The organism is Psychroflexus aestuariivivens, assembly GCF_004010055.1.
Lineage (GTDB): Bacteria > Bacteroidota > Bacteroidia > Flavobacteriales > Flavobacteriaceae > Psychroflexus > Psychroflexus aestuariivivens.
The window spans coordinates 105,813-128,763 of record NZ_RQVT01000034.1 but is presented as its reverse complement, the minus strand read 5'-3'; the positions used below and the strand labels follow the sequence as shown (position 1 = coordinate 128,763).

At 33.5% G+C, this 22,951-nt stretch carries 27 protein-coding genes; 10 read left to right on the top strand and 17 right to left on the bottom strand.

Annotated features, from left to right (window positions below; translation table 11 throughout):
• Window positions 1-81 precede the first annotated feature (81 nt).
• The gene (mnmE, locus tag EIG86_RS06755) at window positions 82-1,494 is read right to left on the bottom strand and encodes a tRNA uridine-5-carboxymethylaminomethyl(34) synthesis GTPase MnmE (protein ID WP_127845404.1); all 1,413 of its coding nucleotides are present in this window, start codon (window positions 1,492-1,494) and stop codon (window positions 82-84) included.
• Window positions 1,495-1,707: 213 nt separating this feature from the next.
• Between mnmE and EIG86_RS06750 the strand changes: the two genes are divergently transcribed.
• Window positions 1,708-2,067 carry a DUF4870 domain-containing protein gene (locus EIG86_RS06750; protein ID WP_127845403.1) on the top strand — a complete coding sequence of 120 codons (360 nt, stop codon included), beginning with the start codon at window positions 1,708-1,710 and terminating at the stop codon, window positions 2,065-2,067.
• 22 nt (window positions 2,068-2,089) lie between these two features.
• Here EIG86_RS06750 and EIG86_RS06745 read toward each other — a convergent pair whose 3' ends face one another.
• Complete coding sequence (locus EIG86_RS06745) at window positions 2,090-2,830, bottom strand: hypothetical protein (RefSeq protein ID WP_127845402.1); 741 nt, start codon at window positions 2,828-2,830, stop codon at window positions 2,090-2,092.
• 87 nt (window positions 2,831-2,917) lie between these two features.
• Between EIG86_RS06745 and EIG86_RS06740 the strand changes: the two genes are divergently transcribed.
• A complete protein-coding gene (locus EIG86_RS06740; RefSeq protein ID WP_127845401.1) occupies window positions 2,918-3,259 on the top strand; it encodes a hypothetical protein in 342 nt (113 codons plus the stop codon).
• Window positions 3,260-3,277: 18 nt separating this feature from the next.
• Window positions 3,278-3,799 carry a DUF4468 domain-containing protein gene (locus tag EIG86_RS06735; protein WP_127845400.1) on the top strand — a complete coding sequence of 174 codons (522 nt, stop codon included), beginning with the start codon at window positions 3,278-3,280 and terminating at the stop codon, window positions 3,797-3,799.
• Window positions 3,800-3,850: 51 nt separating this feature from the next.
• Here the strand turns inward: EIG86_RS06735 and EIG86_RS06730 are convergent, their stop codons facing one another.
• Together EIG86_RS06730 and EIG86_RS06725 are read right to left on the bottom strand one after the other, a co-directional pair.
• Window positions 3,851-4,084, bottom strand: coding sequence for a VF530 family protein (locus EIG86_RS06730; RefSeq protein ID WP_127845399.1), 234 nt, complete (start codon window positions 4,082-4,084; stop codon window positions 3,851-3,853).
• Window positions 4,085-4,090: 6 nt separating this feature from the next.
• Complete coding sequence (locus EIG86_RS06725) at window positions 4,091-5,305, bottom strand: DEAD/DEAH box helicase (RefSeq protein WP_127845398.1); 1,215 nt, start codon at window positions 5,303-5,305, stop codon at window positions 4,091-4,093.
• 172 nt (window positions 5,306-5,477) lie between these two features.
• Here EIG86_RS06725 and EIG86_RS06720 point away from each other — a divergent pair, with 172 nt between their 5' ends.
• The gene (locus EIG86_RS06720) at window positions 5,478-5,939 is read left to right on the top strand and encodes a YehS family protein (RefSeq protein ID WP_240032188.1); all 462 of its coding nucleotides are present in this window, start codon (window positions 5,478-5,480) and stop codon (window positions 5,937-5,939) included.
• Between the two features lie 14 nt (window positions 5,940-5,953).
• On the opposite strand, the gene EIG86_RS14340 is transcribed toward EIG86_RS06720, so the two are convergent.
• Both EIG86_RS14340 and EIG86_RS14335 read right to left on the bottom strand, forming a co-directional pair.
• Complete coding sequence (locus EIG86_RS14340; protein WP_317129919.1) at window positions 5,954-6,211, bottom strand: hypothetical protein; 258 nt, start codon at window positions 6,209-6,211, stop codon at window positions 5,954-5,956.
• Window positions 6,212-6,214: 3 nt separating this feature from the next.
• A complete protein-coding gene (locus EIG86_RS14335; RefSeq protein WP_317129918.1) occupies window positions 6,215-6,358 on the bottom strand; it encodes a hypothetical protein in 144 nt (47 codons plus the stop codon).
• Window positions 6,359-6,564: 206 nt separating this feature from the next.
• Here EIG86_RS14335 and EIG86_RS06710 point away from each other — a divergent pair, with 206 nt between their 5' ends.
• Entirely contained in the window at window positions 6,565-7,515 is a 951-nt protein-coding gene (locus tag EIG86_RS06710) for an aldo/keto reductase (RefSeq protein WP_127845397.1), read from the top strand.
• Between the two features lie 78 nt (window positions 7,516-7,593).
• On the opposite strand, the gene miaE is transcribed toward EIG86_RS06710, so the two are convergent.
• The 5 genes from miaE to fumC all read right to left on the bottom strand — a co-directional run bounded on the left by miaE (window position 7,594) and on the right by fumC (window position 12,815).
• A complete protein-coding gene (gene miaE, locus EIG86_RS06705) occupies window positions 7,594-8,175 on the bottom strand; it encodes a tRNA-(ms[2]io[6]A)-hydroxylase (RefSeq protein ID WP_127845396.1) in 582 nt (193 codons plus the stop codon).
• Window positions 8,176-8,180: 5 nt separating this feature from the next.
• On the bottom strand, window positions 8,181-9,959 hold the full coding sequence (locus EIG86_RS06700) for a DNA polymerase III subunit gamma/tau (RefSeq protein ID WP_127845395.1): 1,779 nt from the start codon (window positions 9,957-9,959) through the stop codon (window positions 8,181-8,183).
• 79 nt (window positions 9,960-10,038) lie between these two features.
• Window positions 10,039-11,091 (bottom strand): endonuclease/exonuclease/phosphatase family protein, encoded by a 1,053-nt coding sequence (locus EIG86_RS06695; RefSeq protein ID WP_127845394.1) that lies wholly within the window; start codon window positions 11,089-11,091, stop codon window positions 10,039-10,041.
• On the bottom strand, window positions 11,092-11,256 hold the full coding sequence (locus EIG86_RS06690; protein ID WP_127845393.1) for a YqaE/Pmp3 family membrane protein: 165 nt from the start codon (window positions 11,254-11,256) through the stop codon (window positions 11,092-11,094).
• A 167-nt stretch (window positions 11,257-11,423) separates the two neighbouring features.
• Complete coding sequence (gene fumC, locus EIG86_RS06685) at window positions 11,424-12,815, bottom strand: class II fumarate hydratase (protein ID WP_127845392.1); 1,392 nt, start codon at window positions 12,813-12,815, stop codon at window positions 11,424-11,426.
• Window positions 12,816-12,958: 143 nt separating this feature from the next.
• On the opposite strand from fumC, the gene EIG86_RS14175 reads away from it, so the two are divergent.
• Window positions 12,959-13,132 carry a hypothetical protein gene (locus EIG86_RS14175; protein ID WP_192901713.1) on the top strand — a complete coding sequence of 58 codons (174 nt, stop codon included), beginning with the start codon at window positions 12,959-12,961 and terminating at the stop codon, window positions 13,130-13,132.
• A gap of 115 nt (window positions 13,133-13,247) precedes the next feature.
• Here EIG86_RS14175 and EIG86_RS06680 read toward each other — a convergent pair whose 3' ends face one another.
• The 3 genes from EIG86_RS06680 to EIG86_RS06670 all read right to left on the bottom strand — a co-directional run bounded on the left by EIG86_RS06680 (window position 13,248) and on the right by EIG86_RS06670 (window position 15,422).
• The gene (locus tag EIG86_RS06680) at window positions 13,248-13,619 is read right to left on the bottom strand and encodes a helix-turn-helix domain-containing protein (protein ID WP_127845391.1); all 372 of its coding nucleotides are present in this window, start codon (window positions 13,617-13,619) and stop codon (window positions 13,248-13,250) included.
• Window positions 13,620-13,630: 11 nt separating this feature from the next.
• Window positions 13,631-13,927: a type II toxin-antitoxin system HigB family toxin gene (locus EIG86_RS06675; protein WP_127845390.1), complete on the bottom strand. Its 297-nt coding sequence runs from the start codon at window positions 13,925-13,927 to the stop codon at window positions 13,631-13,633.
• A gap of 85 nt (window positions 13,928-14,012) precedes the next feature.
• On the bottom strand, window positions 14,013-15,422 hold the full coding sequence (locus tag EIG86_RS06670; protein WP_127845389.1) for a trypsin-like peptidase domain-containing protein: 1,410 nt from the start codon (window positions 15,420-15,422) through the stop codon (window positions 14,013-14,015).
• A gap of 121 nt (window positions 15,423-15,543) precedes the next feature.
• Here EIG86_RS06670 and dapF point away from each other — a divergent pair, with 121 nt between their 5' ends.
• From dapF to mltG, 3 genes are read left to right on the top strand one after another with little or no spacing between them, the layout of a single operon-like run.
• Window positions 15,544-16,329, top strand: a complete 786-nt coding sequence (gene dapF / locus EIG86_RS06665) for a diaminopimelate epimerase (RefSeq protein WP_127845388.1) — start codon at window positions 15,544-15,546, stop codon at window positions 16,327-16,329.
• Window positions 16,323-16,850: a GNAT family N-acetyltransferase gene (locus tag EIG86_RS06660; protein ID WP_127845387.1), complete on the top strand. Its 528-nt coding sequence runs from the start codon at window positions 16,323-16,325 to the stop codon at window positions 16,848-16,850. Before dapF ends, EIG86_RS06660 begins: the two co-directional genes overlap by 7 nt.
• On the top strand, window positions 16,840-17,883 hold the full coding sequence (mltG, locus tag EIG86_RS06655; protein ID WP_127845386.1) for an endolytic transglycosylase MltG: 1,044 nt from the start codon (window positions 16,840-16,842) through the stop codon (window positions 17,881-17,883). Before EIG86_RS06660 ends, mltG begins: the two co-directional genes overlap by 11 nt.
• A gap of 77 nt (window positions 17,884-17,960) precedes the next feature.
• Here the strand turns inward: mltG and EIG86_RS06650 are convergent, their stop codons facing one another.
• Complete coding sequence (locus EIG86_RS06650; protein WP_127845385.1) at window positions 17,961-19,595, bottom strand: ABC-F family ATP-binding cassette domain-containing protein; 1,635 nt, start codon at window positions 19,593-19,595, stop codon at window positions 17,961-17,963.
• A gap of 136 nt (window positions 19,596-19,731) precedes the next feature.
• On the opposite strand from EIG86_RS06650, the gene EIG86_RS06645 reads away from it, so the two are divergent.
• Window positions 19,732-21,138, top strand: a complete 1,407-nt coding sequence (locus tag EIG86_RS06645; protein ID WP_127845384.1) for a hypothetical protein — start codon at window positions 19,732-19,734, stop codon at window positions 21,136-21,138.
• A gap of 65 nt (window positions 21,139-21,203) precedes the next feature.
• On the opposite strand, the gene EIG86_RS06640 is transcribed toward EIG86_RS06645, so the two are convergent.
• A complete protein-coding gene (locus EIG86_RS06640; RefSeq protein ID WP_127845383.1) occupies window positions 21,204-22,268 on the bottom strand; it encodes an Omp28-related outer membrane protein in 1,065 nt (354 codons plus the stop codon).
• A 137-nt stretch (window positions 22,269-22,405) separates the two neighbouring features.
• Entirely contained in the window at window positions 22,406-22,951 is a 546-nt protein-coding gene (locus tag EIG86_RS06635) for a hypothetical protein (RefSeq protein ID WP_127845382.1), read from the bottom strand.

The following is a 22,951-nucleotide window of genomic DNA, read 5'->3' as shown; positions in this document are numbered from 1 at the left end:
CAAAGTGAGAGTAATTATAAAAAACTTAAAACACTGTTTACCAGTGTTTTATTTTGTTTTGTTTTGACTTGTTTTGTTGGTTTACTTCCCAATACAGAAATTAGCAAAAATATTGCCTAAAAGCTCATCGTTAGTGACTTCGCCTGTAATTTCACTAAAATGATAAAGCGCTTGGCGGATATCGATGGCGAGTAAATCTGTGCTGAGGTTTTGATTCATGCCTTCTTGCACTTTGTTAATTTCTTCCAATGCCAAAAGCAAAGCGTTGTAATGTCTGGAATTGGTCACAATGCTGTCGTTGTTGCGCAACGCACCATCATCCACAAAACTCAAAAGTTGATTTTGAAGTTCATCGATGCCAGTTTTCTGTTTGGCAGAAATAAAACGTAAATCGGATAAGTCGTTTTGCAATGTTTGTTGGGTAGTTTCTGAAAGTAAATCAGCTTTATTACCGAGCAAAATAAAAGGACGATGTGGGAAATTTGTTTTGAGCTGGTTCACATCAGATTTGACACGATTCCATTCTTCAGCGAGCAATTTACCTTGCTTATCAAAAAGTTTTGGTGTGTCGATTAATTTGATGATGACTTGTGATTGTTCTATTTTTTCAAAAGTTCGTTTGATGCCCAAACCTTCGATGGTGTCTTCAGTTTCACGAATCCCAGCGGTATCGATAAATCGAAAACCGATGCCACCGATGGAAATTTCATCTTCAATCGTATCACGCGTTGTACCAGCAATATCGCTTACAATAGCACGCTCTTCGTTTAGCAAAGCATTCAATAGAGTAGATTTGCCAACATTCGGTTCGCCGACAATCGCGACAGGAATACCGTTTTTGATTACGTTTCCAACCGCAAAAGAATCGATGAGGCGAGATAAAACCTTTTGAATTTTTAAAATTAAAGCTTGAAATTGCTCTCGATTGGCAAATTCAACATCTTCTTCAGAAAAATCGAGTTCCAATTCCATTAGCGAAGCAAAATCCAACAATTCTTGTCGCAATTTTTGAATTTGATTGGTGAAACCACCACGCATTTGTTGCATCGCCAATTGGTGACTTGCTGCGTTATCACTGGCGATGAGGTCAGCCACAGCTTCGGCTTGACTCAAATCCATTTTACCATTTAGAAAAGCACGTAAAGTGAACTCGCCAGCTTCTGCAGAACGGCAACCTTTTTGAATAAGCAGTTGAATGATTTCCTTTTGAATAAACGCACTGCCATGACAAGAAATTTCTACCGTTGGTTCGCCTGTGTAAGATTTTGAGCCGCGGAAAACACTGATCAAAACTTCGTCTATAATACGTTGGTCGTTAACAATCTGACCAAGTTGCAAAGTATGACTGTCTTGGTCTAAAATCGTTACGCCTTTTTTAGATTTGAAAATTGGCGAACAAATTTCCAAAGCTTGTGGACCGCTCACACGGATAATGGCAATAGCGCCACTTCCGGAAGCAGTGGCGAGGGCAACAATGGTATCATCTTTTATCATGCTGCAAATTTACAGAAGAATTCCTAAACGATTATAAAATTTAGATTTAGTGTTAAAATTTTACGGTTGCATTCATTTTTTGAGTTTAGGTTTGCCATGAATTAATGAATTCAAGACAAGATTATTCACTTTTCAATGAGCTGAAAACTAAAAATATTTCAATAAAATCGTAACATTTTAAGATTTGAATCGTCTTATTTGTAAAATAGGATCATGGAAGTTTATCAAAATAACGCATTACGAGAAGACAGACAATTGTTGTTGTTAACCCATTTATCCCAGCTTTTATCGCTGTTTACTGGATTTGGAGGCATAATTGCGCCATTGATTTTATGGTTGACTCAGCGGGATAAAATTGAACTCATGGATGAGCAGGGCAAAGAAATTATGAATTTCCAAATCAGTATGTTTATTTACGCCATTTTGTGTATTCCTTTTGTTTTTATCCTCATCGGAATTTTACCCTTGATAGCGATTTGTTTATTGACCATTATTTTCCCCATTATTAATGCTGTGAAAGTCAATAATGGTGAACAACCGCATTATCCTTTATGTATTAAATTTATTCGCTAAGTCTAGGTTTTAAAATTTTAAACTAGAAAAATAAAGGCATCTTAAATTGAGGTTCATAACCTTGTTTTATTAAATCTGGATATAAAAATTTATGATGTGCTGCACCGTAAATTATAATGATTTTTTTATGTTCAGAATTTTCTATCATTTCGATGAGATGGTCATTTCGAATTGTTTGTAAAAAATCATAGCTATTTCCTGTGGTTTCACAATCGTATTCTTCCATAAAAGGCGTGTCAAAATCACAATCTTCAAGTTTTATGTCGCCATATTCTTTTTCATAAGACGCAACTAATTGATTTAGGCTCATGTCGGCATTGATGTCTGTAAGCGTATCTATACCAACATTTTCTGTTGTTTGATGTACAAATTTTTCCTTTTTGAAATATTTTGGAATGGATTTATTATCTGGATCCAGATAGCCTTTTTCAGAAAACATTTGTAAACCGACAACTTTCCTGAATTTTCTCACCAACGTATCCACAGTTAAGCTGTCTGTATTGTCATCTAGAGAAAGACCTTCATAATACATTTTATAACCTTTGGCTTTTAAAGACAGGACAGAATCTTTGATGTTTTTATAATATTCCGGCTCGTGAATATGCACCATAGAAAAAGCAACGATAGAAGCCTTGGTATCTTCATTATAATATTCATAGGCCTTCATTTTGTTAGGGTGAATGATGTTGAATATCATTCTTCCACATGAAGTTGCACTCAATATAAAGCATAAAGCTAAAAACGATAAAAATACTTTTTTCATATCTGATTTGAATATTATAGATTTCAAACTAGCTATTTCACATAATTTGAAATAATTAAATTCAATGATATCAATAAATATTTTAAAATGAATTTAATAATCGATTTTTTTTTACTAAAATTGACTTATGTTATCAGTAAAATTTTTAGAATGAATGGCAGTTTAGACCAGTTTAAAGCCAGCTTAGCGAGACGTCAAAATCGCTTGGATAAACACGCCCGTCAATTTAAAGATAAAAACCTGAACACGTCTAAACAAAGTCAGACTGCTTTACCTAAGTTTACTAAATCTCAAATAGAAACAGTCAATCAAAAAATACGCAAACGGCAATCTCAAGAATCCAAGCGTCAACGACTGGTTTATGTTTTGAGTTTTTGTATTGTCCTCGTTATTTTAGGTGTGGTTTATGTGTTTTCTTTTGTATATTGAGGCAAATTTCAATGTTATATGAAGTCAAATATATTGCTTGTCATCGCTTTTTTGGGAACTGTTTTTTGTAGTTTAGCTCAAGACCAAAGCCAATTCGAATATCAATCTTCAGGACTGAGCTCTTTCGTAGTCACTGATGTTAATGACAAACCAGCAAGTCAACTTTTTTCTGAAACTAAACATTGGATTTCTGAACAAAAGAAAACTTATCAATTTGAAGTTATTGATGAGGTCGGAGATAAAATTATTCAACTTTCTGGTGAAGCCAAAGATGTGATTATTTACAAAAATTATACTTCCAATTTGAAATTCAATTTGGAAATTGCTTTTAAAAATAATCGCTATAAATTTGAAATCAGCGACTTACAATATGAATATTACAACAGTTATTACGACCTTCCAAATATAAACAATCCCAATCAGCCAGAGTTAGAAAGGCATTTTGAAAACGCTAAAATCGATTTGCCAGAATTCTTTAATAAGTTGAACAAAAGCCTGAAAAAAAGCATGGACAAACAGTCAAAGCTTGGCGGTTGGTAAGTAGAATTCAAATTTTTTATGAATTCTACTTAATGCAATTTTATTTTTCAATCAATTCTTGTCTGTTTTCTCCTTCAAATATTTTAAATACAAAGTTTCTACTTTTGCTCTTGCCCAAGGCGTTCGGCGTAAAAATTTCAAACTGGATTTTATAGACGGATCATTTTGAAAAGACCGAATATTAATTTTTTCACCTAAAACTTCCCAACCATAATAAGCATGCAATTCTTCAAGAATTTGAGCCAATTTTACGCCATGCAGAGGATTATTTATTTGCGAACTCAAAATATATTATTTTTTAGAAGACGGCCTAGATTTGCCTGTGTTTCTACGACCTTTTCGTTGAGGATTGATGGGTTCTGTCGAAGCATTTGGGTCAGGTTCAAAACCAGGTAAAATTTCAACAGGAATTTTATTTCCAGTCAGTTTTTCAATGGATTTCATGAAAGTAGTTTCATCTGCACTCACCAAAGATATCGCCAATCCACTTGCGCCAGCTCTTCCAGTTCGACCAATCCTGTGAACATAATCTTCTGAGATATTCGGTATTTCAAAGTTGACTACATAAGGCAGTAACGGAATATCCAAACCTCTGGATGCAATATCAGTAGCAACCAAAACACGAATATTTCCATTTTTGAAACCGCTCAATGATTTGGTTCGCGCAGCCTGACTTTTATTACCATGAATGGCTGCAGAAGAAATTCCAGCCGCGCTCATTTTTTTAACCAATTTGTTGGCGCCGTGCTTGGTTCTGGTAAACACCAAAACCTGAGACCAGTTGCCTTCACTGATTAATTTGATAATTAAGTCTGTTTTCTTTGGTCTAGCTACACGATATACTTTTTGTTCGATAGCATCGACGGTAGAGTTTTCGGGAGTGGCTTCAACCAAAACTGGCGAATGCATAAATTCATTGGCAAGACGTTTAATTTCTTTTGAAAAAGTAGCAGAAAACAATAGGTTTTGACGCTTTTTTGGCATCAGCGCCATAATTTTCTTTAGATCATGCAAAAAACCCATGTCCAACATTCGGTCGGCTTCATCCAAAACAAGAATTTCAATTTTGGCTAAAGACAACAAGCCCTGATTGTTTAAATCTAGTAGTCGACCTGGCGTAGCAATGAGAATGTCGATGCCACTTTTTATTTTTGAAACTTGTGATTTTTGATTAACACCACCAAAAATAACGGTGGATTTAATATCTAAAAACTGACTATAATCTTTTACATTTTGATGAACTTGTGCCGCAAGTTCTCGTGTTGGTGTCAAAACTAATGCACGAATCGGACGATTTCGTAAAGATTTGTTTTGATCTAAAAGCTGCAACATTGGCAATGTAAAACCTGCAGTTTTTCCAGTTCCGGTTTGCGCAGAAGCAAGAACATCTTTTTGTGCTAATATTTCTGGAATGGCTTTTTCTTGAATTGGGGTTGGGTTGTCGTAACCCTGACTGTTGACCGCTTTGATTAAAGCTTCAGACAGTCCTAATGATTTAAATGACATATAAATTGTTTATGAAATGACAATTTAAATTTGAGTCATTTCCTAATTAATTTGCAAATGTAAGCTTAAATTGAAGACCTTGGTCATAAATGTTAAAAATGCTATTTGCAGCTGATTTATTATGCTATTTTTGAAGTTAGTAAAAATTTGTTTTACAGAAAATTTATACATAATGATGACTACAAATGATGTGCTGAGACGATTGCGTTTTATTCTTGATTATAGCGATTCACAAATGATAAACATATTTTCTTTATCAGAAAAAACGGTGAGTAGGGCAGAAGTGAGTGCCTGGATGAAACAAGAAGAAGATGATGATTTTAAAGTCCTTGAAGATAGAGATTTAGCGATTTTTCTCAATGGTTTGATTATAGAGAAGCGTGGACTTCGAGATGGAAAAGCACCAGAACCTGAAAAATACTTGAATAATAATGACGTTTTGAAAAAACTAAAAATCGCTTTTCAACTTAAAACAGACGATATTATTGAAATTTATAAATCTGCAGGAAAAAAGCTCAGTCCTCACGAGTTAAGTGCTTTTCTACGCAAACCGACTCAACCACAGTATCGTGAATTGATGGATCAATATTTAAGGAATTTCCTAAGTGGGCTACAAGTCAAGAAAAAAAGCTAATTTGTAGCTTTCATTTATGCTTTTGCCAATTTTGCTCCAAAATAAGCCATTGGAAGATAAGCTAAAACCAAATCAATCACAGAAAACCACATAGGAGATGGTAACATATAAATGTTGGCAATACCACCAACCATAAAGAAAACACCGATAATCATAGCGATTAGTTTTTTGCGACTTCCAGCAACTAAAGCAGCTATAAATGCACCGACAAATGTGCCTAAAGCATGCGCTAAAAATGGAAATAGAAAATGTTTGGTTTCGAACAAAGGCATCGCTTAAGCTAAACTTTCCATATTTGTCATATCGACACCTTCAGGTGGTGCAATTACCGAAGGGCCGAGTATCACAAGTCCCATATTTACTGCACTGCCTATAATAAGACCAAGAACGATTGCTAAAATATTTCTTAGAATTTTCATTTTAAAATTTTTTTAAGAATAGTGCAAGTTAGTTTTTTTTGCTATTCTATTAAAACTTATATACTTCAAAAATCTATTTTGAATTCAATACGATTTCTTATAAAATTAAAGATATATTCAATTATTTCGTTAAACCTAAATTAAAGCCTTAATATTTTTTTGATTTGGCTTGATTAATAATTAATTTAGAAATAAAACATAATAAAATGAAAACTCTTAAATTTAAAAATAACGATAAATTAGACACTATTGGTTTAGGTACTTGGAAGTCTGAACCAGGCGAAGTTAAAAACGCTGTTATTACAGCCTTAAAAGCAGGATATCGTCACATAGACTGTGCTCCAGTTTACGGAAATGAAGAAGAAGTTGGTGATGGTATTAAAGCTGTTTTGGATGAAGGAGAAATCAAAAGAGAAGACATTTGGGTGACTTCTAAATTGTGGAATAATGCTCACAAAAAAGAAGATGTCAAACCAGCTCTAGAGAAAACTTTAAAAGATTTACAGCTAGATTATATTGATTTGTACCTGATGCATTGGCCAGTCGCTTTTAAACCAGATGTTGAAGGTTTTCCAGAATCTGATGATGGCTTTCTGTCTTTAGAAGAAGTTCCAATTTCTGAAACTTGGGAAGCTATGGTAGGTACGAAAAATGCTGGATTAACAAAACATGTTGGTGTATCCAATTTTAGCCAGAAAAAACTTAAATCACTATTATCTGAAACTAACCATAATCCAGAAATGAATCAGGTGGAAATGCATCCATATTTACACCAATCTGTTCTGGTTGAATTTTGTCAGTCCAATGACATACACCTCACAGCTTATTCACCTTTAGGAAGTCAAGACCGAACTGAAGAGATGAAAGCTGAAAATGAACCAACGCTTTTGGATAATGATATTGTAAAAACTATTGCTGAAAAGCACGGATTTACTGCAGCTCAAGTTCTAATTGCTTTTCATCAACAAAGAGATATTGCTACAATTCCAAAATCTACAACAGATTCTCGAATTAAAGAAAATCTAGAAAGTCAGAATTTGAAATTAGATGGAGATGATATGAAACATTTAAAATCTTTAGATAAGCATTTCAGATATGTTGATGGTAAATTTTTTGAAACTTCTGATGATAAATACAGCAATATTTTTGATGAATAATTTTAGTAAATATTGAAAAAGCAAAAACCGGAATTTTTATAAAAATTGCGGTTTTATTTTTTTTTAAAATCAGTTAATTTAGCCGTGAACGCTTTCACCTTTTTCAAATGATTTTAAAATCTTAGCTTCATAATCCAACAATTCAGACCACTTTTCATTAACAATTTTTTCATCATGATATTTTCTTGCAAAACCTAAAAACATAGTATAGTGATTGGCTTCACTAATCATTAGTTTTCGATAAAATTTTCTGAGTTTTTCGTCTTTAAGGTTTTCAGAAAGCAAACGAAAACGTTCGCAACTTCGCGCTTCTATCAAAGCGGCGTAAAGCAATCTGTGAACTAACTGCACTTCTCGACTACCGCCTTTTGGGAAAAATTTTATCAACTCCACGACGTAAAAATCTCTACGATCTCTACCTAAAACGATATTGCGGTCTTTTAGCAAATCATGCACCATTTTGAAGTGACTCATTTCTTCCTGAACTAATTCGTTCATAGCTGTTACAAGCTCTGTATATTCAGGAAAAGACACAATAAGTGAAATAGCTGTGGAAGCTGCTTTTTGTTCACACCAGGCATGATCGATAAGGATATCTTCTATATTTTTTTCTGCAATATTCACCCATCTCGGATCGGTTGGCAATTTTAATCCTAACATATTTTTTAAATTTCTAAATCAAATGCTTTTCTAAGCAATTCTACATTTGGATTGATTTCTTTTAGCTTTTCATATTTTTCGCGGTCTGTAAATACAAATTTTTTCTCCTTAGCTTTATTGACTTTTATATCGATACTTATTTCTGTATTTTTCAGTTTGTTTTTCAAAAACCGCATCAAATCACCTTGATTTTGTTCTATATCCAATCGCATGGTATCGTTCGGCAATTCTATCTTGATGACGTCTTTGCCTTCTAATTTTGGCTTACCTGTCATCATTGTCGAGGCTAAAATTTTCAAGCCTTTTTTTTCCAAAACTTCAACATATTCGTGCCAGGCATTTGTCAAAGCTTCTTCGGTAAAACTGTGATCCAGTTGTTCTTCTTCAGGCTGATTTTTTTGAAGTTCTTCTTTAATTTTTTTCTTTTCACGAATACTTTTTAAAGTTAAACCACCAACTTTTTTTGATTTAATCTCTGGCTTGGGTTTTGGCTTTTCTTCTATATCCGATTTCGAATTTTCAGAAACGTAATTTTCAGCTTGTGTTTCTTTTTCTCTTTTAGATGTTTCCGTTTTTGGTTCTGAAACTAAAGCAGAATTATCAGCACTTTTTTCTTGAGAAGATGTTCCTGTTTTGGTTTTTTCAGTTGAAGACGTTTTATTTGAAGGCGTCTTTTGAGATTTAGGGCTTAATATGTTGAATTCAGGCTTTTTTTTTTGAGCTGAATTTTCGTCAGTTAAAGATGCTAATTTCATCAAGCATAATTCAACATGTAAACGCTGATTTTGGCTCAATTTATAATTGAAATCGCAAGTATTAGCCAGTTCAATACCATCAAGTAAAAATTGATAATTAGTCGCTTGAGATTGTTCAAAATATTTTGTTTTTGTGCGCTCACCAACTTCAAGTAGCTCAATTGTATTTTGGTTTTTGCAAACCAATAAATCTCTAAAATGTGACGCTAAACCACTGATGAAATGTTGGCCATCGAAACCTTTTGCCAAAATTTCATTGAAATACACCAAAACTTCAGGAATGTTGTTTTCCAAAAGCAAGTCTGTCGTTTTGAAAAACGTTTCATAATCCAGAACATTTAGGTTTTCTGTTACTGCTTCTCTTGTTAGGTTTTTTCCTGAAAAACTAACAACGCGATCATAAGTAGAAAGTGCGTCACGCATAGCGCCATCTGCTTTTTGAGCAATGATATGAAGTGCATCATCATCAGCGTCAACACCTTCCTGTTTTGCTATTTTAGATAAATGTTCTTTAATATCTGTAACCGTAATTCTTTTAAAATCAAAAATTTGACAACGCGATAAAATCGTAGGAATAATTTTGTGCTTTTCAGTTGTTGCCAAAATAAAAATAGCATGTTTTGGAGGTTCTTCCAAGGTTTTTAAAAACGCATTGAAAGCCGCCTGAGACAACATGTGAACCTCATCTATAATATAGACTTTGTACTTTCCAGTCTGAGGAGGAATACGAACCTGATCGGTTAAGTTTCTGATATCGTCCACAGAATTATTTGAAGCTGCATCCAATTCAAAAATATTGAAAGCAAAATCTGTAGACGCATCTTGAGTTGCATCTTGATTTATTTTTTTTGCTAAAATTCTAGCGCAGGATGTTTTCCCAACACCTCTAGGTCCGGTAAATAGCAGAGCTTGCGCCAGGTGATCGTTATCAATTGCATTTAGAAGTGTATTGGTAATGGCTTTTTGGCCAACCACATCTTCAAAGGTTTCAGGTCTGTATTTTCTAGCAGAGACAACAAAATGTTCCATAGCACAAATATAGTTTTCTCAGTTTTAAGGTGCAAGAGAATTGTGTTTGGAAAAATGCGTGTTTTTATAAAAATGAAATTTAGACTGCAGCATTTATTTTTTCACGGGCAACTTCCTGATCTTGTTTGTCAGCAGTTGGCTCTTCTTGTAAATTCTCTGCTTTAGGATGGTATTTTAAACTGGCGTAAATCGGAAAATGGTCAGAACCGATAGAAGGTAAAACTTTAATTTTATTCAACAAAAAATCATCACTGTGAAAGAGATGGTCTAGAGGCCAACGCAATAGTGAATATTTTGCATGAAAGGTGCTGAAATTACCTCGACCGACACGAGGATCTAACAATTTGCTTATTTTTCTAAATAATTTTGTACTGTTCGACCAGGCCACATCGTTCAAATCTCCAAATACAATGGTTGGACGGTCACTTTTTCGAGCTTTTTTACCGACAATTAGCAATTCAGCATCACGGTTTGTTGAAGTTTCCGCTTCTGTTGGACTTGGGGGTTTTGGATGCAAACAGAATAATTTTATTGATTTTCCACAGTCTAAAATTAAATCGGTTTCTATAGAAGGTATGTTTTTACTTACCAGGTATTTAATTTGTAAATTCTTAGTTTTCAATTTTGAATAAAAATGCATTCCGTAAAGATTGTCCTGAGGAATTTTCGTGAGATGAGGGTAGTCTTTTTCTAAAGGCTTTAATGCCTTTTGCCATTTCTCGTCACTTTCTAAAGTCAGTAAAACATCAGGCTTATATTTTTGGACCAATTGAATTAATTTGTCATAATTAGTATTATCCATCAATACATTGCTAGCCATGAGTGAAATAGAATTTCCATTTTCACCATTGGATTTTAAAACTTCTTTAGGGTAAAAAATCGAGTAAGGGAGAACTTTATAAGTATGAAAACTTAAACTTATTAAAACTAAAATCGTGGTAACAGTAGATAAATTCATTGAAAAATCCAATACAATAAATCCCAGTGCAGAGGCTATAAAAGTTAAAACCCAAAGTTGAAGTTTAGGGAAATCAAATATACGAACGGTCCAATGGTTGATATCGAATAAAGTAATAAATGCTGCGAAAAACATCAATATTTGAAAACTTATTAAAAGTATTTCTAAAAGCATTTACTTGTCGTTTTTAGCAATAATCCAAATAGCATGAACAATACCAGGTACAAAACCTAAAATTGTCAATAAAATATTGAGCCAGAAGGCACCGCGAATTCCTACAGTAAAAAAAACACCTAAAGGTGGAAGTATAATTGCAAAAATGATTCTAAGAATACTCATTTCTTTTATTTTTAGATTTATTTACTTCAAATTTAAAATAAAATACATAGATTTTTAGATGAAGTTCAAATAAAAATGTAAATAATTGTTTTTAATAAAAAAAATTAACGCAAAAGCAAAGTATTGCTTTTGCGTTAATGAAATTTGTTTCAGAATTCAGTTTCGATTTAAATATTTGTCATGTCTTCAGGGTTAACCCATTCGTCGAATTCTTCGGCTGTGGTATAGCCTAAATTTATGGCTTCTTCTCTTAAAGTCGTTCCATTTTTGTGTGCTGTGTTAGCGATTTCAGCGGCTTTATAATAACCGATTTTTGTATTTAAAGCCGTAACAAGCATCAGTGAATTTTTCAGAAGTTCATCGATTCTCGATTGATTTGGCTCAATACCATTGACGCAATTTTCATCAAAAGAAACACATGCATCGCCTAGTAATTCTGCAGATTGAAGCACATTAGCTGCCATCACAGGTTTGAAAACATTCAGTTCAAATTGACCTTGCATTCCGCCAACGCCAATGGCAACATCATTCCCCATGACTTGTGCACAAACCATAGTTAAAGCTTCGCATTGAGTTGGATTGACTTTTCCTGGCATAATCGATGAACCTGGTTCGTTTGCAGGAATGTTTATTTCTCCAATTCCACTTCTTGGTCCTGATGATAACATTCTTATGTCATTTCCTATTTTGTTTAGTGAAACAGCCAATTGTTTCAAAGCGCCGTGAGTTTCCACCAAAGCATCGTGAGCTGCTAAAGCTTCAAATTTATTTTCCGCAGAAACAAACGGGAGTTTTGTGAAATCAGCGATATATTGAGCGACTTTTTCCGCATAACCGTCTGGTGTGTTTAATCCTGTACCAACTGCAGTTCCGCCAAGTGCGAGTTCTTGCAAATGTGGTAAAGTGTTGTCAAGCGCTTTCAAACCGTGATTAAGTTGTGAAACGTAACCGCTAAATTCTTGACCCAATGTCAAAGGTGTGGCGTCCATAAAATGTGTACGTCCTATTTTTACAACTTTTTCAAAAGCTTTAGCCTTTTCATTCAACGCATCTCGCAATTGTTTGACGCCAGGAATTGTAACTTCTACAATTTTCTTGTAAATCGCAATGTGCATGCCAGTAGGGAAGGTGTCGTTGGAAGATTGGGATTTGTTGACATCATCATTTGGAGAAACAAACTTTTCACCTTCACCTAAAGTTTTGCCTTGCAATTGGTGAATGCGATTGGAAATGACTTCGTTCACATTCATATTACTTTGTGTGCCAGAGCCAGTTTGCCAAATGACTAAAGGAAACTGGTCGTCGTGTTTCCCTTCCAAAATTTCATCACAAACTTTGGCAATCAGGTCGCGTTTTTCTTCTTCCAAAACGCCTAATTCTGCATTGGTAAACGCTGCTGCTTTTTTGAGATAGGCGAAACCGTAAATAATTTCTTTAGGCATTGAGCCTGAAGGTCCTATTTTGAAATTATTTCTAGACCGTTCAGTTTGTGCTGCCCACAATTTTTCTGAAGGGACTTTAACGTCTCCAATCGTATCTTTTTCTATTCTATAAGACATGTGATTTAGTTTTTTTGTTTCACAAATTTAAAAATTTATCCCCCAGATTTCTAATTATTGAAAAATATCAGCAATTATTTTTAAATTTTTGCCCGTGAATTTCAATCTTTACATATCTTTGTATTAAATAAAAATTTATACCGATGTTTGAATTTGATCAATACTTAGGCTTTTTGGCATTTTTACTAATCTTAACGATTGGTTTTTGGTTACTAATTTTTTTAACCGCAATCATCCCATATTGGATTGGCGGTTCTTTGATAGAAAGATTGAAAGAAATCAAAGAAAATAAAAAGAAAGATAAGGAAGAAGCATAAGCTTTACTTTTATATCATAGAAAAAACGGCTATTCATAAATTTGAATAGCCGTTTTTGTGTTGAATAAGTTGAAAAACAATTCTGTTGTATTGCTTAGTTACACTATATTTGAATTTATTTTTTTACGAGTTGATAATTATTCACTAACACTGATGCCGAAATTTGAAGTGTTCTTTCTAACTCTCTAATCATATCAACAGTTAATTTCTTTTTTCGATTTAAAATTTCGGATACTCGGCTTTTGCCTCCGATTATTCCAATCAAATCTTTTTGGCGTAAATTCAATTCTTCCATTCGGATTTTAATCGCTTCAATCGGATCTGGAGCTTCTATCGGGTAATGCTCGTTTTCATAATTTTCTAGCATCAAAGAAAGAATCTCTGCTTCGTCGCCTTCTCTCGTGTCAATCGGAGCATCAAAAATCACTTCCAAACGTTCAAGAGCGTTATGGTAATCTTCTTCGGTTTTAATAGGTTTTAAATTCATAATCAGTTTTCTTAAATTTTATCAGCGTCTATTTTATCATATTCCTCATGCGTTCCTATAAATCTAACAAACGCCCATTGTTTCTCATAATTAAATTTTACGACGAGTCGGTATGAATTGCCTTTAATATTGAAAACGACTCGACTATTTTTAAGAATACTTGCAGTAACGTAAGTTTGCTTAATATCGTTTGGTGAAAACCATTTAGAACTTCTAGCCGTTTCATACCAAGTTTTTAGATATTGTTCAGCGTCAGCATGTTTTAGCCAAAATTCACGTAGCGTACTTTTTGCAATTATTCGGTTCATTAATCAAATTATGCAACAAATATACAATAAGTTCTCTAATATAGAACTATTAAAAATCTGACTTTACATTAAAAGAATAATCGATCTATCTAAAAACATAGGTTTTTTCTTGCCCGTTTTGAGCTAAAAATGTCACATTCAATGTTGTGTTTTCGCTTTTATTTTTAAGGATATTTTCAACGTCTTCAATATTGTAAACTTTTTCATCATTAATTTTGGTAATCATTAATCCAGCAATATTTTCGTTGGTAAAACTTTTTGGTAATACCTTGCTAATCAATACTCCGTGGTTAGTGCCAAAAACTTTTTTGATGCTTTCGTCTGCATTTGTGACTTCTAAACCGATTTCTTCGATTTTGTAAGTTTTAAAAATATCGAGTTTAACTTGTGTGGATTTCAATTTTCCATTTCTATAATAATTGACTTCAACGGTTTCACCAGGGTTTTTGGAGCTTAAATATCCAACCATGTCAGAAAATTTTCTGATGTCGATGTTGTCAATTTCTGTGATAATATCACCTTCTTTCAATCCTGCTTGTTCTGCACCACTGTCGGTTTCTACATTTGCAATATAAAATCCTTGTGAACGGGTAACGTCTAGCTTTTCAGCATTTTCGCTATTCAAATCTGTTCCACGAACGCCTAAAACTGCTTTTCTTACATCTCCATATTCAATTAAATCTTCAACAATTTTTTTGGCGTTATTACTAGGAATTGCAAAGGAATATCCTATAAAAGAACCAGTTTGAGAAGTAATTGCAGTATTGATACCTATTAATTCTCCACGAGTATTTACTAAAGCGCCACCACTATTTCCAGGATTTACAGCTGCATCGGTTTGAATAAATGACTGGAATCTTGAGTCATCTTGATCCAAATCTCTTGCTTTAGCACTAACGATTCCAGCGGTTACGGTTGATGTTAAATTGAAAGGATTGCCGACTGCCAAAACCCATTCGCCTAGATTGACTTGGTCGGAATCTCCAAAAGTTAAATACTCCAAATCCGAAGCTTCTATTTTCAATAAGGCAATGTCATTTTCTGGCGCTGTGCCCAAAATTTCTGCGACATAAGTTTTGTTATTGTTGAGTGTTACTTGAATTTCCGATGCACCTTCTATCACATGATTATTGGTTACAATCAATCCGTCTGGGCTTACTATAACGCCAGAACCAGCGCCACGGATGGCTTTTTGAGTTTCGCCGCCACTACCAAAATAATATTCAAAAGGCGTTCTGGCATAGCGTCTGGTTGTAACATTTTTTACGTGAACTACACTATTTACAGTTTTCTCAGCAGCTTCTGTAAAATCTAATTCTGATGTTGTGTTCGTTTTAGTAAAGTTTGCGACTTGTTGAGTTTGGTTAGGTATTTCAGTTTGCCAAGGTAATTCTGTAGCAGTGTCGTTTAACTCTTCAAAAAAAAGCTTGTAACCGCCAAGACTAACCAATCCAGCAATAAGGGCTACGGTAAATAATTGAATGTTTTTTTTCATATTTCTGTTATTTTTATCTAATTTAATTTTTTTGATTTTCAATAAATAATTTTTAACCTTGTTTTAACCGACAATTTAAGCTGATTAAAAACCTTATATTTGTGAACTTGAAAATTATATAATGAATTTGCATTTTTACAAATATCAAGGTACAGGTAACGATTTTGTCATTATTGATAATCGTCAAAATATATTCAAAAAAGATACCAAACTCATTAACCACATTTGTAGTAGAAGGTTTGGAGTTGGTGCGGATGGTTTAATTTTACTTGAAGATTCAAAAGATGAAAATCTTGATTTTAAAATGGTTTACTATAATTCAGATGGTCGCGAAAGTACTATGTGCGGTAATGGTGGTCGCTGTATAGTTGCTTTTGCAAAACGACTCAACATCATTGAAAATCATGTCAATTTTGAAGCAATTGATGGACTTCATCAAGCTGAAATTAAAGAAGATTTAGTCAATTTAAAAATGGCAGATGTTCCATTGGTGAACATTGGACGTAATGCTACATTTTTGGATACTGGTTCACCGCATCATATAGAATTTGTTAAGAATTTAAATGAGTTCAATGTAAAGGAGCAGGGCAGAAGAATCAGAAATTTAGAAAATTATTCTGCGATTGGCGGCGCAAATGTGAATTTTGTTGAAATTTCTGAAGACTCACTTCATGTTAGAACTTACGAACGCGGTGTAGAAGACGAAACCTGGTCTTGCGGAACTGGCGTTACTGCTGCAGCCATCGCTGCAAAAATGTCAGACCGTGTTAGCGACATGCCAGTGAAAGTAATTACAAAAGGAGGTCAGCTGAACGTGAATTTTGAATTGAAACCTCCTAATGGTTGTCAAAATATATGGCTAAAAGGTCCAGCAACATTTGTTTTTGAAGGCGAAATATCATGCTAACACTGAAATCTGAACATATCTTGCTACGTGCTTTAGAATCTGATGATTTAGATTTTTTAGAATTGGTAGAAAACGATGAGAAATTTTGGCATCTTAGCGATACAATTCAGCCTTTTTCTAGAGAAGTTCTTGCAGCATATTTAGCAAACTCTCATCGCGATATTTTTGAAATGAAGCAAATGCGAATGGTTATTGCGTTGCACAACAAGCAGCCAATTGGTTTTATAGATTTATACGATTTCGATCCTAAAAATAAACGTGCAGGATTGGGAGTTTTAATTGTAGAAGATTTTCAATCCAAAGGTTATGGCAAACAAGCTTTGGACTTGATGATTAATTATTGTTTTACCGTGTTAGATTTACATCAAATTTATGCGTCAATCACCGAAAATAACGAGAAAAGCTTAAAACTCTTCAAACAATTTGATTTTGAAATTATCGGTCTGAAGAAAGATTGGACTTTTACCCAAGGGCAGTTTAACAATGAATATTTATTACAAAGAATAAAAAATGTACATTAAAAAAATACTATTTGCTATAGTAATCATCGGTTTGGTGGTTATGGGATTTATAAGCTACAATATCTACCAAGTGATATTTTCACCAAACACAGATTTTGAAACTGAAACCAAATCAGTGTTCATAAAAACTGATAGTAATTTTCAGGATGTAATCAATATATTGAATCCCTATCTAAAAGATACCGATGATTTTATTACCGTTGCAGAAAAAAAATCCTACCAACATAATATAAGAGCTGGTCATTTTGTTTTGAAAAATGGAATGAATAATAACGAAATCGTAAATACTTTGCGATCCACCAACGTGCCAATCAAGGTCAGTTTTAATAATCAACATAGACTCGAGGATTTGGCAGGTAGAATAGCAGAACAAATAGAACCAGACAGTTTGACTTTGTTAAAAACAATGGCGGATTCTACATTTTTAGCTCGAGAAGATGTTTCTGTTATTGAAAGTTTAAAGTTTTATATTCCAAATACATATGAGTTTTATTGGAATACTTCAGCTGAAAAATTTCGTGAAAAAATGTTGAGTAGTTATGATGCATTTTGGAATGATAATCGGCTTTCCAAACTCAAAGATATCGGTCTTTCAAAAACAGAAGTTATGTCTCTGGCTGCAATTGTGCAAAAGGAAACTGCTAAAGTAGAAGAGCGCAAGCGTGTTGCAGGTGTTTACATGAATAGGTTGAATCGTGGGATGAAACTTCAGGCTGACCCAACCGTTATATTTGCTATTCAGAATGCAAATCAAGATTTTGAAACGCCTATAAAGCGGGTTTTATATAAAGATTTGGAGTTGGATTCTCCTTACAACACTTATAAAAATAAAGGCTTGCCGCCAGGTTTGATCGCCATGCCAGACATTTCTTCAATTGATGCGGTTTTGAATTATGAAAAGCATGATTATCTGTACTTTGCAGCAGATGTAGATAGACCAGGCTATCATAAATTTGCAAAAACATTAGCGCAACATAATCGTAATGCTAAGCTTTATCAGAATTGGGTGAATAAAAATAAAATTTATCGTTAATTCTTAAATTATACAAAAAGCCCGCAAAATTAAAAGTTAAGCGGGCTTTGCTTTGGTATGTTTAAAATTAAAATGTACTAAGCTTCAACTTTTTCATACATTTTCTCTCTTTGTTCTTTAATTTTAGGATCAGACATATATTCATCAAAATTTGAAAATTTGTCTATAATTCCATTCGGTGTCAATTCAATGACTCGATTACCAACTGTTTGTGCAAATTGGTGATCGTGTGTAGTGAGTAGAATATTTCCTTTGAAATTTTTCAAAGAATTGTTGAACGCCGTAATTGTTTCTAAATCTAGGTGATTTGTTGGTTCATCCAAGATAAGGACATTGGCTCGCATCATCATCATTCGACTGACCATACATCTCACTTTTTCACCTCCGGAAAGAACATCGCAGGTTTTTAAAGCTTCATCTCCGCTAAACAACATTTTTCCTAAAAAACCTCTTATGTGAACTTCCTCACGCTCTTCTTCAGTTTTTGCCCATTGTCTCAACCAATCTACGAGTGATAATTTGCTCTCAAAATATTCACTATTGTCGTTAGGTAAATACGATTGGTTTGTGGTTACGCCCCATTTGTAGCTTCCTTTGTCAGCTTCCATCTTTCCATTTATTATTTCATAAAAAGCGGTTGTAGCTCTGGAATCTTTAGAATAAAAAACAACTTTATCGTCTTTATTCAAATTGATATCAACATTGCTGAACAAGATTTCACCATCGATGCTAGCTTCTAGATTTTCAGTATGCAAAATCTGATCTCCAGCCTCGCGTTCTTTTTCAAAAATAATAGCTGGATAACGGCGGTTGGAAGGCTTTATATTTTGAAAATCTAATTTTTCTAACATCTTTTTTCTAGATGTTGCCTGTTTAGATTTTGCTACGTTTGCACTAAACCTTTCTATAAATTGTTGTAGTTCTTTCTTTTTTTCTTCAGCTTTTTTGTTTTGCTGAGCGCGTTGTTTAGCAGCGAGTTGTGAAGATTCGTACCAAAACGTATAATTTCCACTGTAGTGAGTGATTTTACCAAAATCGATATCAGATATGTGAGTACAAACAGCGTCTAAGAAGTGACGGTCGTGAGAAACTACAATCACAGTATTATCAAAATTCGCCAAAAAATCTTCTAGCCAACTTATAGTTTCGTAGTCCAAATCGTTGGTTGGCTCATCCATAATTAAGACATCAGGATTTCCAAAAATCGCTTTGGCTAACAATACACGGACTTTTTGTTGTCCGTCCAAATCTTTTACCAAAGTATAATGATATTCTGAGCCGATTCCCAAGTTGGACAATAATGAAGCAGCGTTGCTTTCTGCATTCCAGCCATCCATTTCTTCAAATTCAACCTGAAGTACACCAACACGCTCGCCATCCGCATCGCTAAAATCTTCTTTGGCGTAAATTTCATCCATTTCATTCTTTATTTTATAGAGCGGCTCGTTGCCCATAATGACTGTGTCCAGAACATTATATTCATCATACATAGAATGATCTTGTTCCAAAACCGACATTCTTTTGCCAGTTTCAAGAGACACGCGACCTGAAGTTGGTTCTGTTTTCCCCGAAAGGATATTTAGAAATGTAGATTTTCCGGCGCCATTGGCTCCAATAATTCCGTAGCAATTACCTAGCGTGAAAGTGGTATTGACTTCATCAAAAAGTACTCTTTTGCCGAACTGTACAGATAAGTTTGATACTGAAAGCATAATTCTTCGCTTAAATTTTTTGCAAAAGTACTAAATTTACTTGATTTACATAGTCTTACTGAAATCAAGTTTTTTAACTGTGACTTAACACGAACAACGATTTGGTAAACATAAATTTGTGTAAGAATATGAGAATATGAAATATTGCTTACTGCTTGTTGTGATTTTAGTTTCTGCTTGCCAATCAGATTCCTGTGAAAATTTGACTTACATTGGTGGACAGATTGTCAACCCAAATACTAATTTTATTACGATTGAAAGAGAAGATAAAGTAGTTGATACTATATTTTTGAATGATGATTACAGTTTTAGTTATAAGTTTGATCAAATTGAGGAAGCCGTTTTTACTTTCAAACACGAACCTGAAACACAATCCATTTATTTGAAACCAGGAGATAGTGCTGTTTTCAGATTGAATACTTTAGAATTTGACGAATCTTTGGCTTTCGGTGGTGACTCTTCGGTAGAAAACAATTTTTTGATAGATATGTTTTTGCTTAATGAATCTAATAATGATTTGATTTTATCATATTATAAAATCAATCCACAAAGCTTTACACAAAAAACAGATTCAATTCGTGAGCGACGTATGTTGGCGTTTGAACGTCTGCAATTAGAGAATGACTTTTCAGAATTATTTACCGAGATTGCTGAAAACTCCATAGATTATGAACTTTATGATATGCGAGAACGATATGCTTTTTTGATAAGAAAATATTTACCTGAAAAAGTAAAAGAGTTGCCTGAATCATATTTTAATTATCGTGAGAATGTAAATTTTAATAATGAAAAGCTTATTTCAAATTATAGTTACTTAAGATTTTTAGACAACTATTTGCGTAATAAATCTATTGAACTTTGCGAATCTCGAAATAGGAGTTGTTTTGATTTGAATCACTACGATAATTTGAAAAGGCGATTAGATTTAGTTCAAGATCTGTTTACTTCTGAATATTTACGTGCTAATTTTTTTAATAGACTGATTAGAAGAGAAATTGTGTTTTCTAAAACTGAAGCACAATTGAACGAGACAATTTTAACTATTAAAGATTTTAAATTATCTTCTCTGGACAAAACTGAATTACACGAATTAGCAGAAATTCAGAGTAAATATCTTGTGGGGAGTGATGTTGTTGATTATCGTTTAAGAACCTCTAATATGGACACTATACGCTTTGGTGATTTGGATGATGATAGACCAATTGTACTTTATACTTGGTCGGTTTTAAGTCCAGAAACACACAAGAAAAGCTTTCAGAAAATTGCAGATTTAGAAGTTAAATACCCTGAAGTACGATTTATTGGCTTAAATCTTGACCTACAAAATCCAAATACTTGGTTAAATTCATTGAGAAGATACAACTATAACTTAGAGAATGAATTTCAGTTAATCGTAGACACTCCAAAACACAATTATGGTTTTTTCAGAAATTACTTAAATAAGGTTTATTTTATTGACACCTCATATAAAATTGAGGACAATGCTTTAAAATTGCATGATCCTTATTTTGAGAGTGAATTACTAGCGCTCTTAAATAATTAAAATTTTAAAAAAAAATGAGGTTTCCAAAATAAATGAAAACCTCATAAATTATATTTTTTAAAAGTTTAATCTAGAATTTCAAAATCTTGATTTTCTCCTAAGCTTGCTTTTCTAACGTTGACTACTTCGTTATTTTCATCAACTACAAAAGCTATAATATCTAATTGTGATTCATCCTCAACAATATTTGAGATTTCATATTCTATAGTTTTTTGCCATTCGTTATCTATTCTAGTTTGAGCGTTTGGTATTTCATCGCCTAAAATATTCGTAAGCGTAGAGCGGAGTGTATAGTCATGCACGTAATTTTCAACAGGATCTAATCCTTCGTAGTAATCGGTGTAATTTACCTGTGGCCAAACTAATCCATTTTCTAAAACCTGAACAACTAATTTTAGATTTTGAAAATCTTGTGCAAAATCAACTTTCACATTGATGGTTATTTTGTCATTATTTAATGAAGAATTTATAGCTAAGCCAAGTTTTGGATTACTTCCATGGGTAAATTCAACTACTTGATAAATTTTGAAAGGTTCAGGAAAATCCCATTGATGGATTCTATTTATAAAACCTTTTGGGTAGCCTGGAGCATTAATCATTTGTTCAAGCGGTTCAGCATTGGTGTAATTATATGGATCTGCAGTTCCAGATGGTGCTCTATGTATAGCTAAAAACACAACTTCGTCTTTAATTTCTTGTACTTTCTTCATGGCGTAAGAAACCCTTGGGCACCATCCACACCAGGTTCCTGTATAATCTTCTATTAGAACTCTTTTTTTGAAATATTTTTGACTTCCGTCGTGATATTCTACAGTTAAATTTGGTGCTTTCTGATTTGCGTGAGATGCTTCGATTTCATATAATCCAACTTCATCAGCTATAAAAGAACTCCCTTGAATGTTTTCACCATTTACAGATATTATAGATTCGTCAGTAATTTCTTCACCTTCTTCTGTAAATACTCGTATTATAGTTTCTTCTCCGATTGTTTGGGTACTACTATTGTAAGTAGCAAAAATATTAGACATTCCTGAAACTCCTTCAATCGTTTCATATTTTTCGCTACAACCTAGTAATAAAAATAATACAGTAATTAGGGCAAAACTATATCGACTAATAACATTTTTCATTTCTTGCGACTTTTTTATACTAAAATCTTCGAAACATTGTTTCGAAGATTTTAGGTAATTAACTTAATACTGATAAGGTTGACATAGATTAAGAAAGATTTTATACTCTCTTCAATTCAAATTGAAAACACCTTTATTTACTCAGGTTGGTATCTGTAAGTAATGGTTAATTCGTCAGTTTGATTTCCATTTTCATCTTCTACATAGAAACGCATATCATACTCGATAGCTGTCGTATTTTCTTCACCTGCATCATTATTAATAAAGTAATCGTCCTGACTGTTGTATTCGCCTGGGGTGATTACGGTACCATTTGGAGGGTAAGATTGCCCTTCCGTGACTTCGAAAATACAAAGTGGTTGTACGCAGAAAGTGAAAAGTGAACCGTCTGTTCCACGAATTTCTGAAACTTCTATTTTAACATTTATATCTTCATTGCCTTCATTTTTTAAGTAGTATTTCAATTTTGCTCCATCATTGCGATCATCACCTGCTCCGATAGTATTGAAGGTAACAACTTCACCATCAGTAAATAAAGTACCATCAGCTTTTTCTACATTAAGCATTCTTTGTTCATCTGAAGAATTTCCTGAACTATCATCGTCGCTACTGCATGAAATGAATGCTAGATTAATTGTGAATAATACTGCAAAAAGTAAAAGATTTGATTTAATTCTATTCAT

Excerpts from the sequence above, each read along its gene's own strand:
- mnmE (WP_127845404.1), bottom strand. The coding sequence starts at position 1,494 with ATGATAAAAGATGATACCATTGTTGCCCTCGCCACTGCTTCCGGAAGT.
- EIG86_RS06750 (WP_127845403.1), top strand. The coding sequence starts at position 1,708 with ATGGAAGTTTATCAAAATAACGCATTACGAGAAGACAGACAATTGTTG.
- EIG86_RS06745 (WP_127845402.1), bottom strand. The coding sequence starts at position 2,830 with ATGAAAAAAGTATTTTTATCGTTTTTAGCTTTATGCTTTATATTGAGT.
- EIG86_RS06740 (WP_127845401.1), top strand. The coding sequence starts at position 2,918 with ATGAATTTAATAATCGATTTTTTTTTACTAAAATTGACTTATGTTATC.
- EIG86_RS06735 (WP_127845400.1), top strand. The coding sequence starts at position 3,278 with ATGAAGTCAAATATATTGCTTGTCATCGCTTTTTTGGGAACTGTTTTT.
- EIG86_RS06725 (WP_127845398.1), bottom strand. The coding sequence starts at position 5,305 with ATGTCATTTAAATCATTAGGACTGTCTGAAGCTTTAATCAAAGCGGTC.
- EIG86_RS06720 (WP_240032188.1), top strand. The coding sequence starts at position 5,478 with ATGATGACTACAAATGATGTGCTGAGACGATTGCGTTTTATTCTTGAT.
- EIG86_RS14340 (WP_317129919.1), bottom strand. The coding sequence starts at position 6,211 with ATGCCTTTGTTCGAAACCAAACATTTTCTATTTCCATTTTTAGCGCAT.
- EIG86_RS14335 (WP_317129918.1), bottom strand. The coding sequence starts at position 6,358 with ATGAAAATTCTAAGAAATATTTTAGCAATCGTTCTTGGTCTTATTATA.
- EIG86_RS06710 (WP_127845397.1), top strand. The coding sequence starts at position 6,565 with ATGAAAACTCTTAAATTTAAAAATAACGATAAATTAGACACTATTGGT.
- miaE (WP_127845396.1), bottom strand. The coding sequence starts at position 8,175 with ATGTTAGGATTAAAATTGCCAACCGATCCGAGATGGGTGAATATTGCA.
- EIG86_RS06700 (WP_127845395.1), bottom strand. The coding sequence starts at position 9,959 with ATGGAACATTTTGTTGTCTCTGCTAGAAAATACAGACCTGAAACCTTT.
- EIG86_RS06695 (WP_127845394.1), bottom strand. The coding sequence starts at position 11,091 with ATGCTTTTAGAAATACTTTTAATAAGTTTTCAAATATTGATGTTTTTC.
- EIG86_RS06690 (WP_127845393.1), bottom strand. The coding sequence starts at position 11,256 with ATGAGTATTCTTAGAATCATTTTTGCAATTATACTTCCACCTTTAGGT.
- fumC (WP_127845392.1), bottom strand. The coding sequence starts at position 12,815 with ATGTCTTATAGAATAGAAAAAGATACGATTGGAGACGTTAAAGTCCCT.
- EIG86_RS14175 (WP_192901713.1), top strand. The coding sequence starts at position 12,959 with ATGTTTGAATTTGATCAATACTTAGGCTTTTTGGCATTTTTACTAATC.
- EIG86_RS06680 (WP_127845391.1), bottom strand. The coding sequence starts at position 13,619 with ATGAATTTAAAACCTATTAAAACCGAAGAAGATTACCATAACGCTCTT.
- EIG86_RS06675 (WP_127845390.1), bottom strand. The coding sequence starts at position 13,927 with ATGAACCGAATAATTGCAAAAAGTACGCTACGTGAATTTTGGCTAAAA.
- EIG86_RS06670 (WP_127845389.1), bottom strand. The coding sequence starts at position 15,422 with ATGAAAAAAAACATTCAATTATTTACCGTAGCCCTTATTGCTGGATTG.
- dapF (WP_127845388.1), top strand. The coding sequence starts at position 15,544 with ATGAATTTGCATTTTTACAAATATCAAGGTACAGGTAACGATTTTGTC.
- EIG86_RS06660 (WP_127845387.1), top strand. The coding sequence starts at position 16,323 with ATGCTAACACTGAAATCTGAACATATCTTGCTACGTGCTTTAGAATCT.
- mltG (WP_127845386.1), top strand. The coding sequence starts at position 16,840 with ATGTACATTAAAAAAATACTATTTGCTATAGTAATCATCGGTTTGGTG.
- EIG86_RS06650 (WP_127845385.1), bottom strand. The coding sequence starts at position 19,595 with ATGCTTTCAGTATCAAACTTATCTGTACAGTTCGGCAAAAGAGTACTT.
- EIG86_RS06645 (WP_127845384.1), top strand. The coding sequence starts at position 19,732 with ATGAAATATTGCTTACTGCTTGTTGTGATTTTAGTTTCTGCTTGCCAA.
- EIG86_RS06640 (WP_127845383.1), bottom strand. The coding sequence starts at position 22,268 with ATGAAAAATGTTATTAGTCGATATAGTTTTGCCCTAATTACTGTATTA.
- EIG86_RS06635 (WP_127845382.1), bottom strand. The coding sequence starts at position 22,951 with ATGAATAGAATTAAATCAAATCTTTTACTTTTTGCAGTATTATTCACA.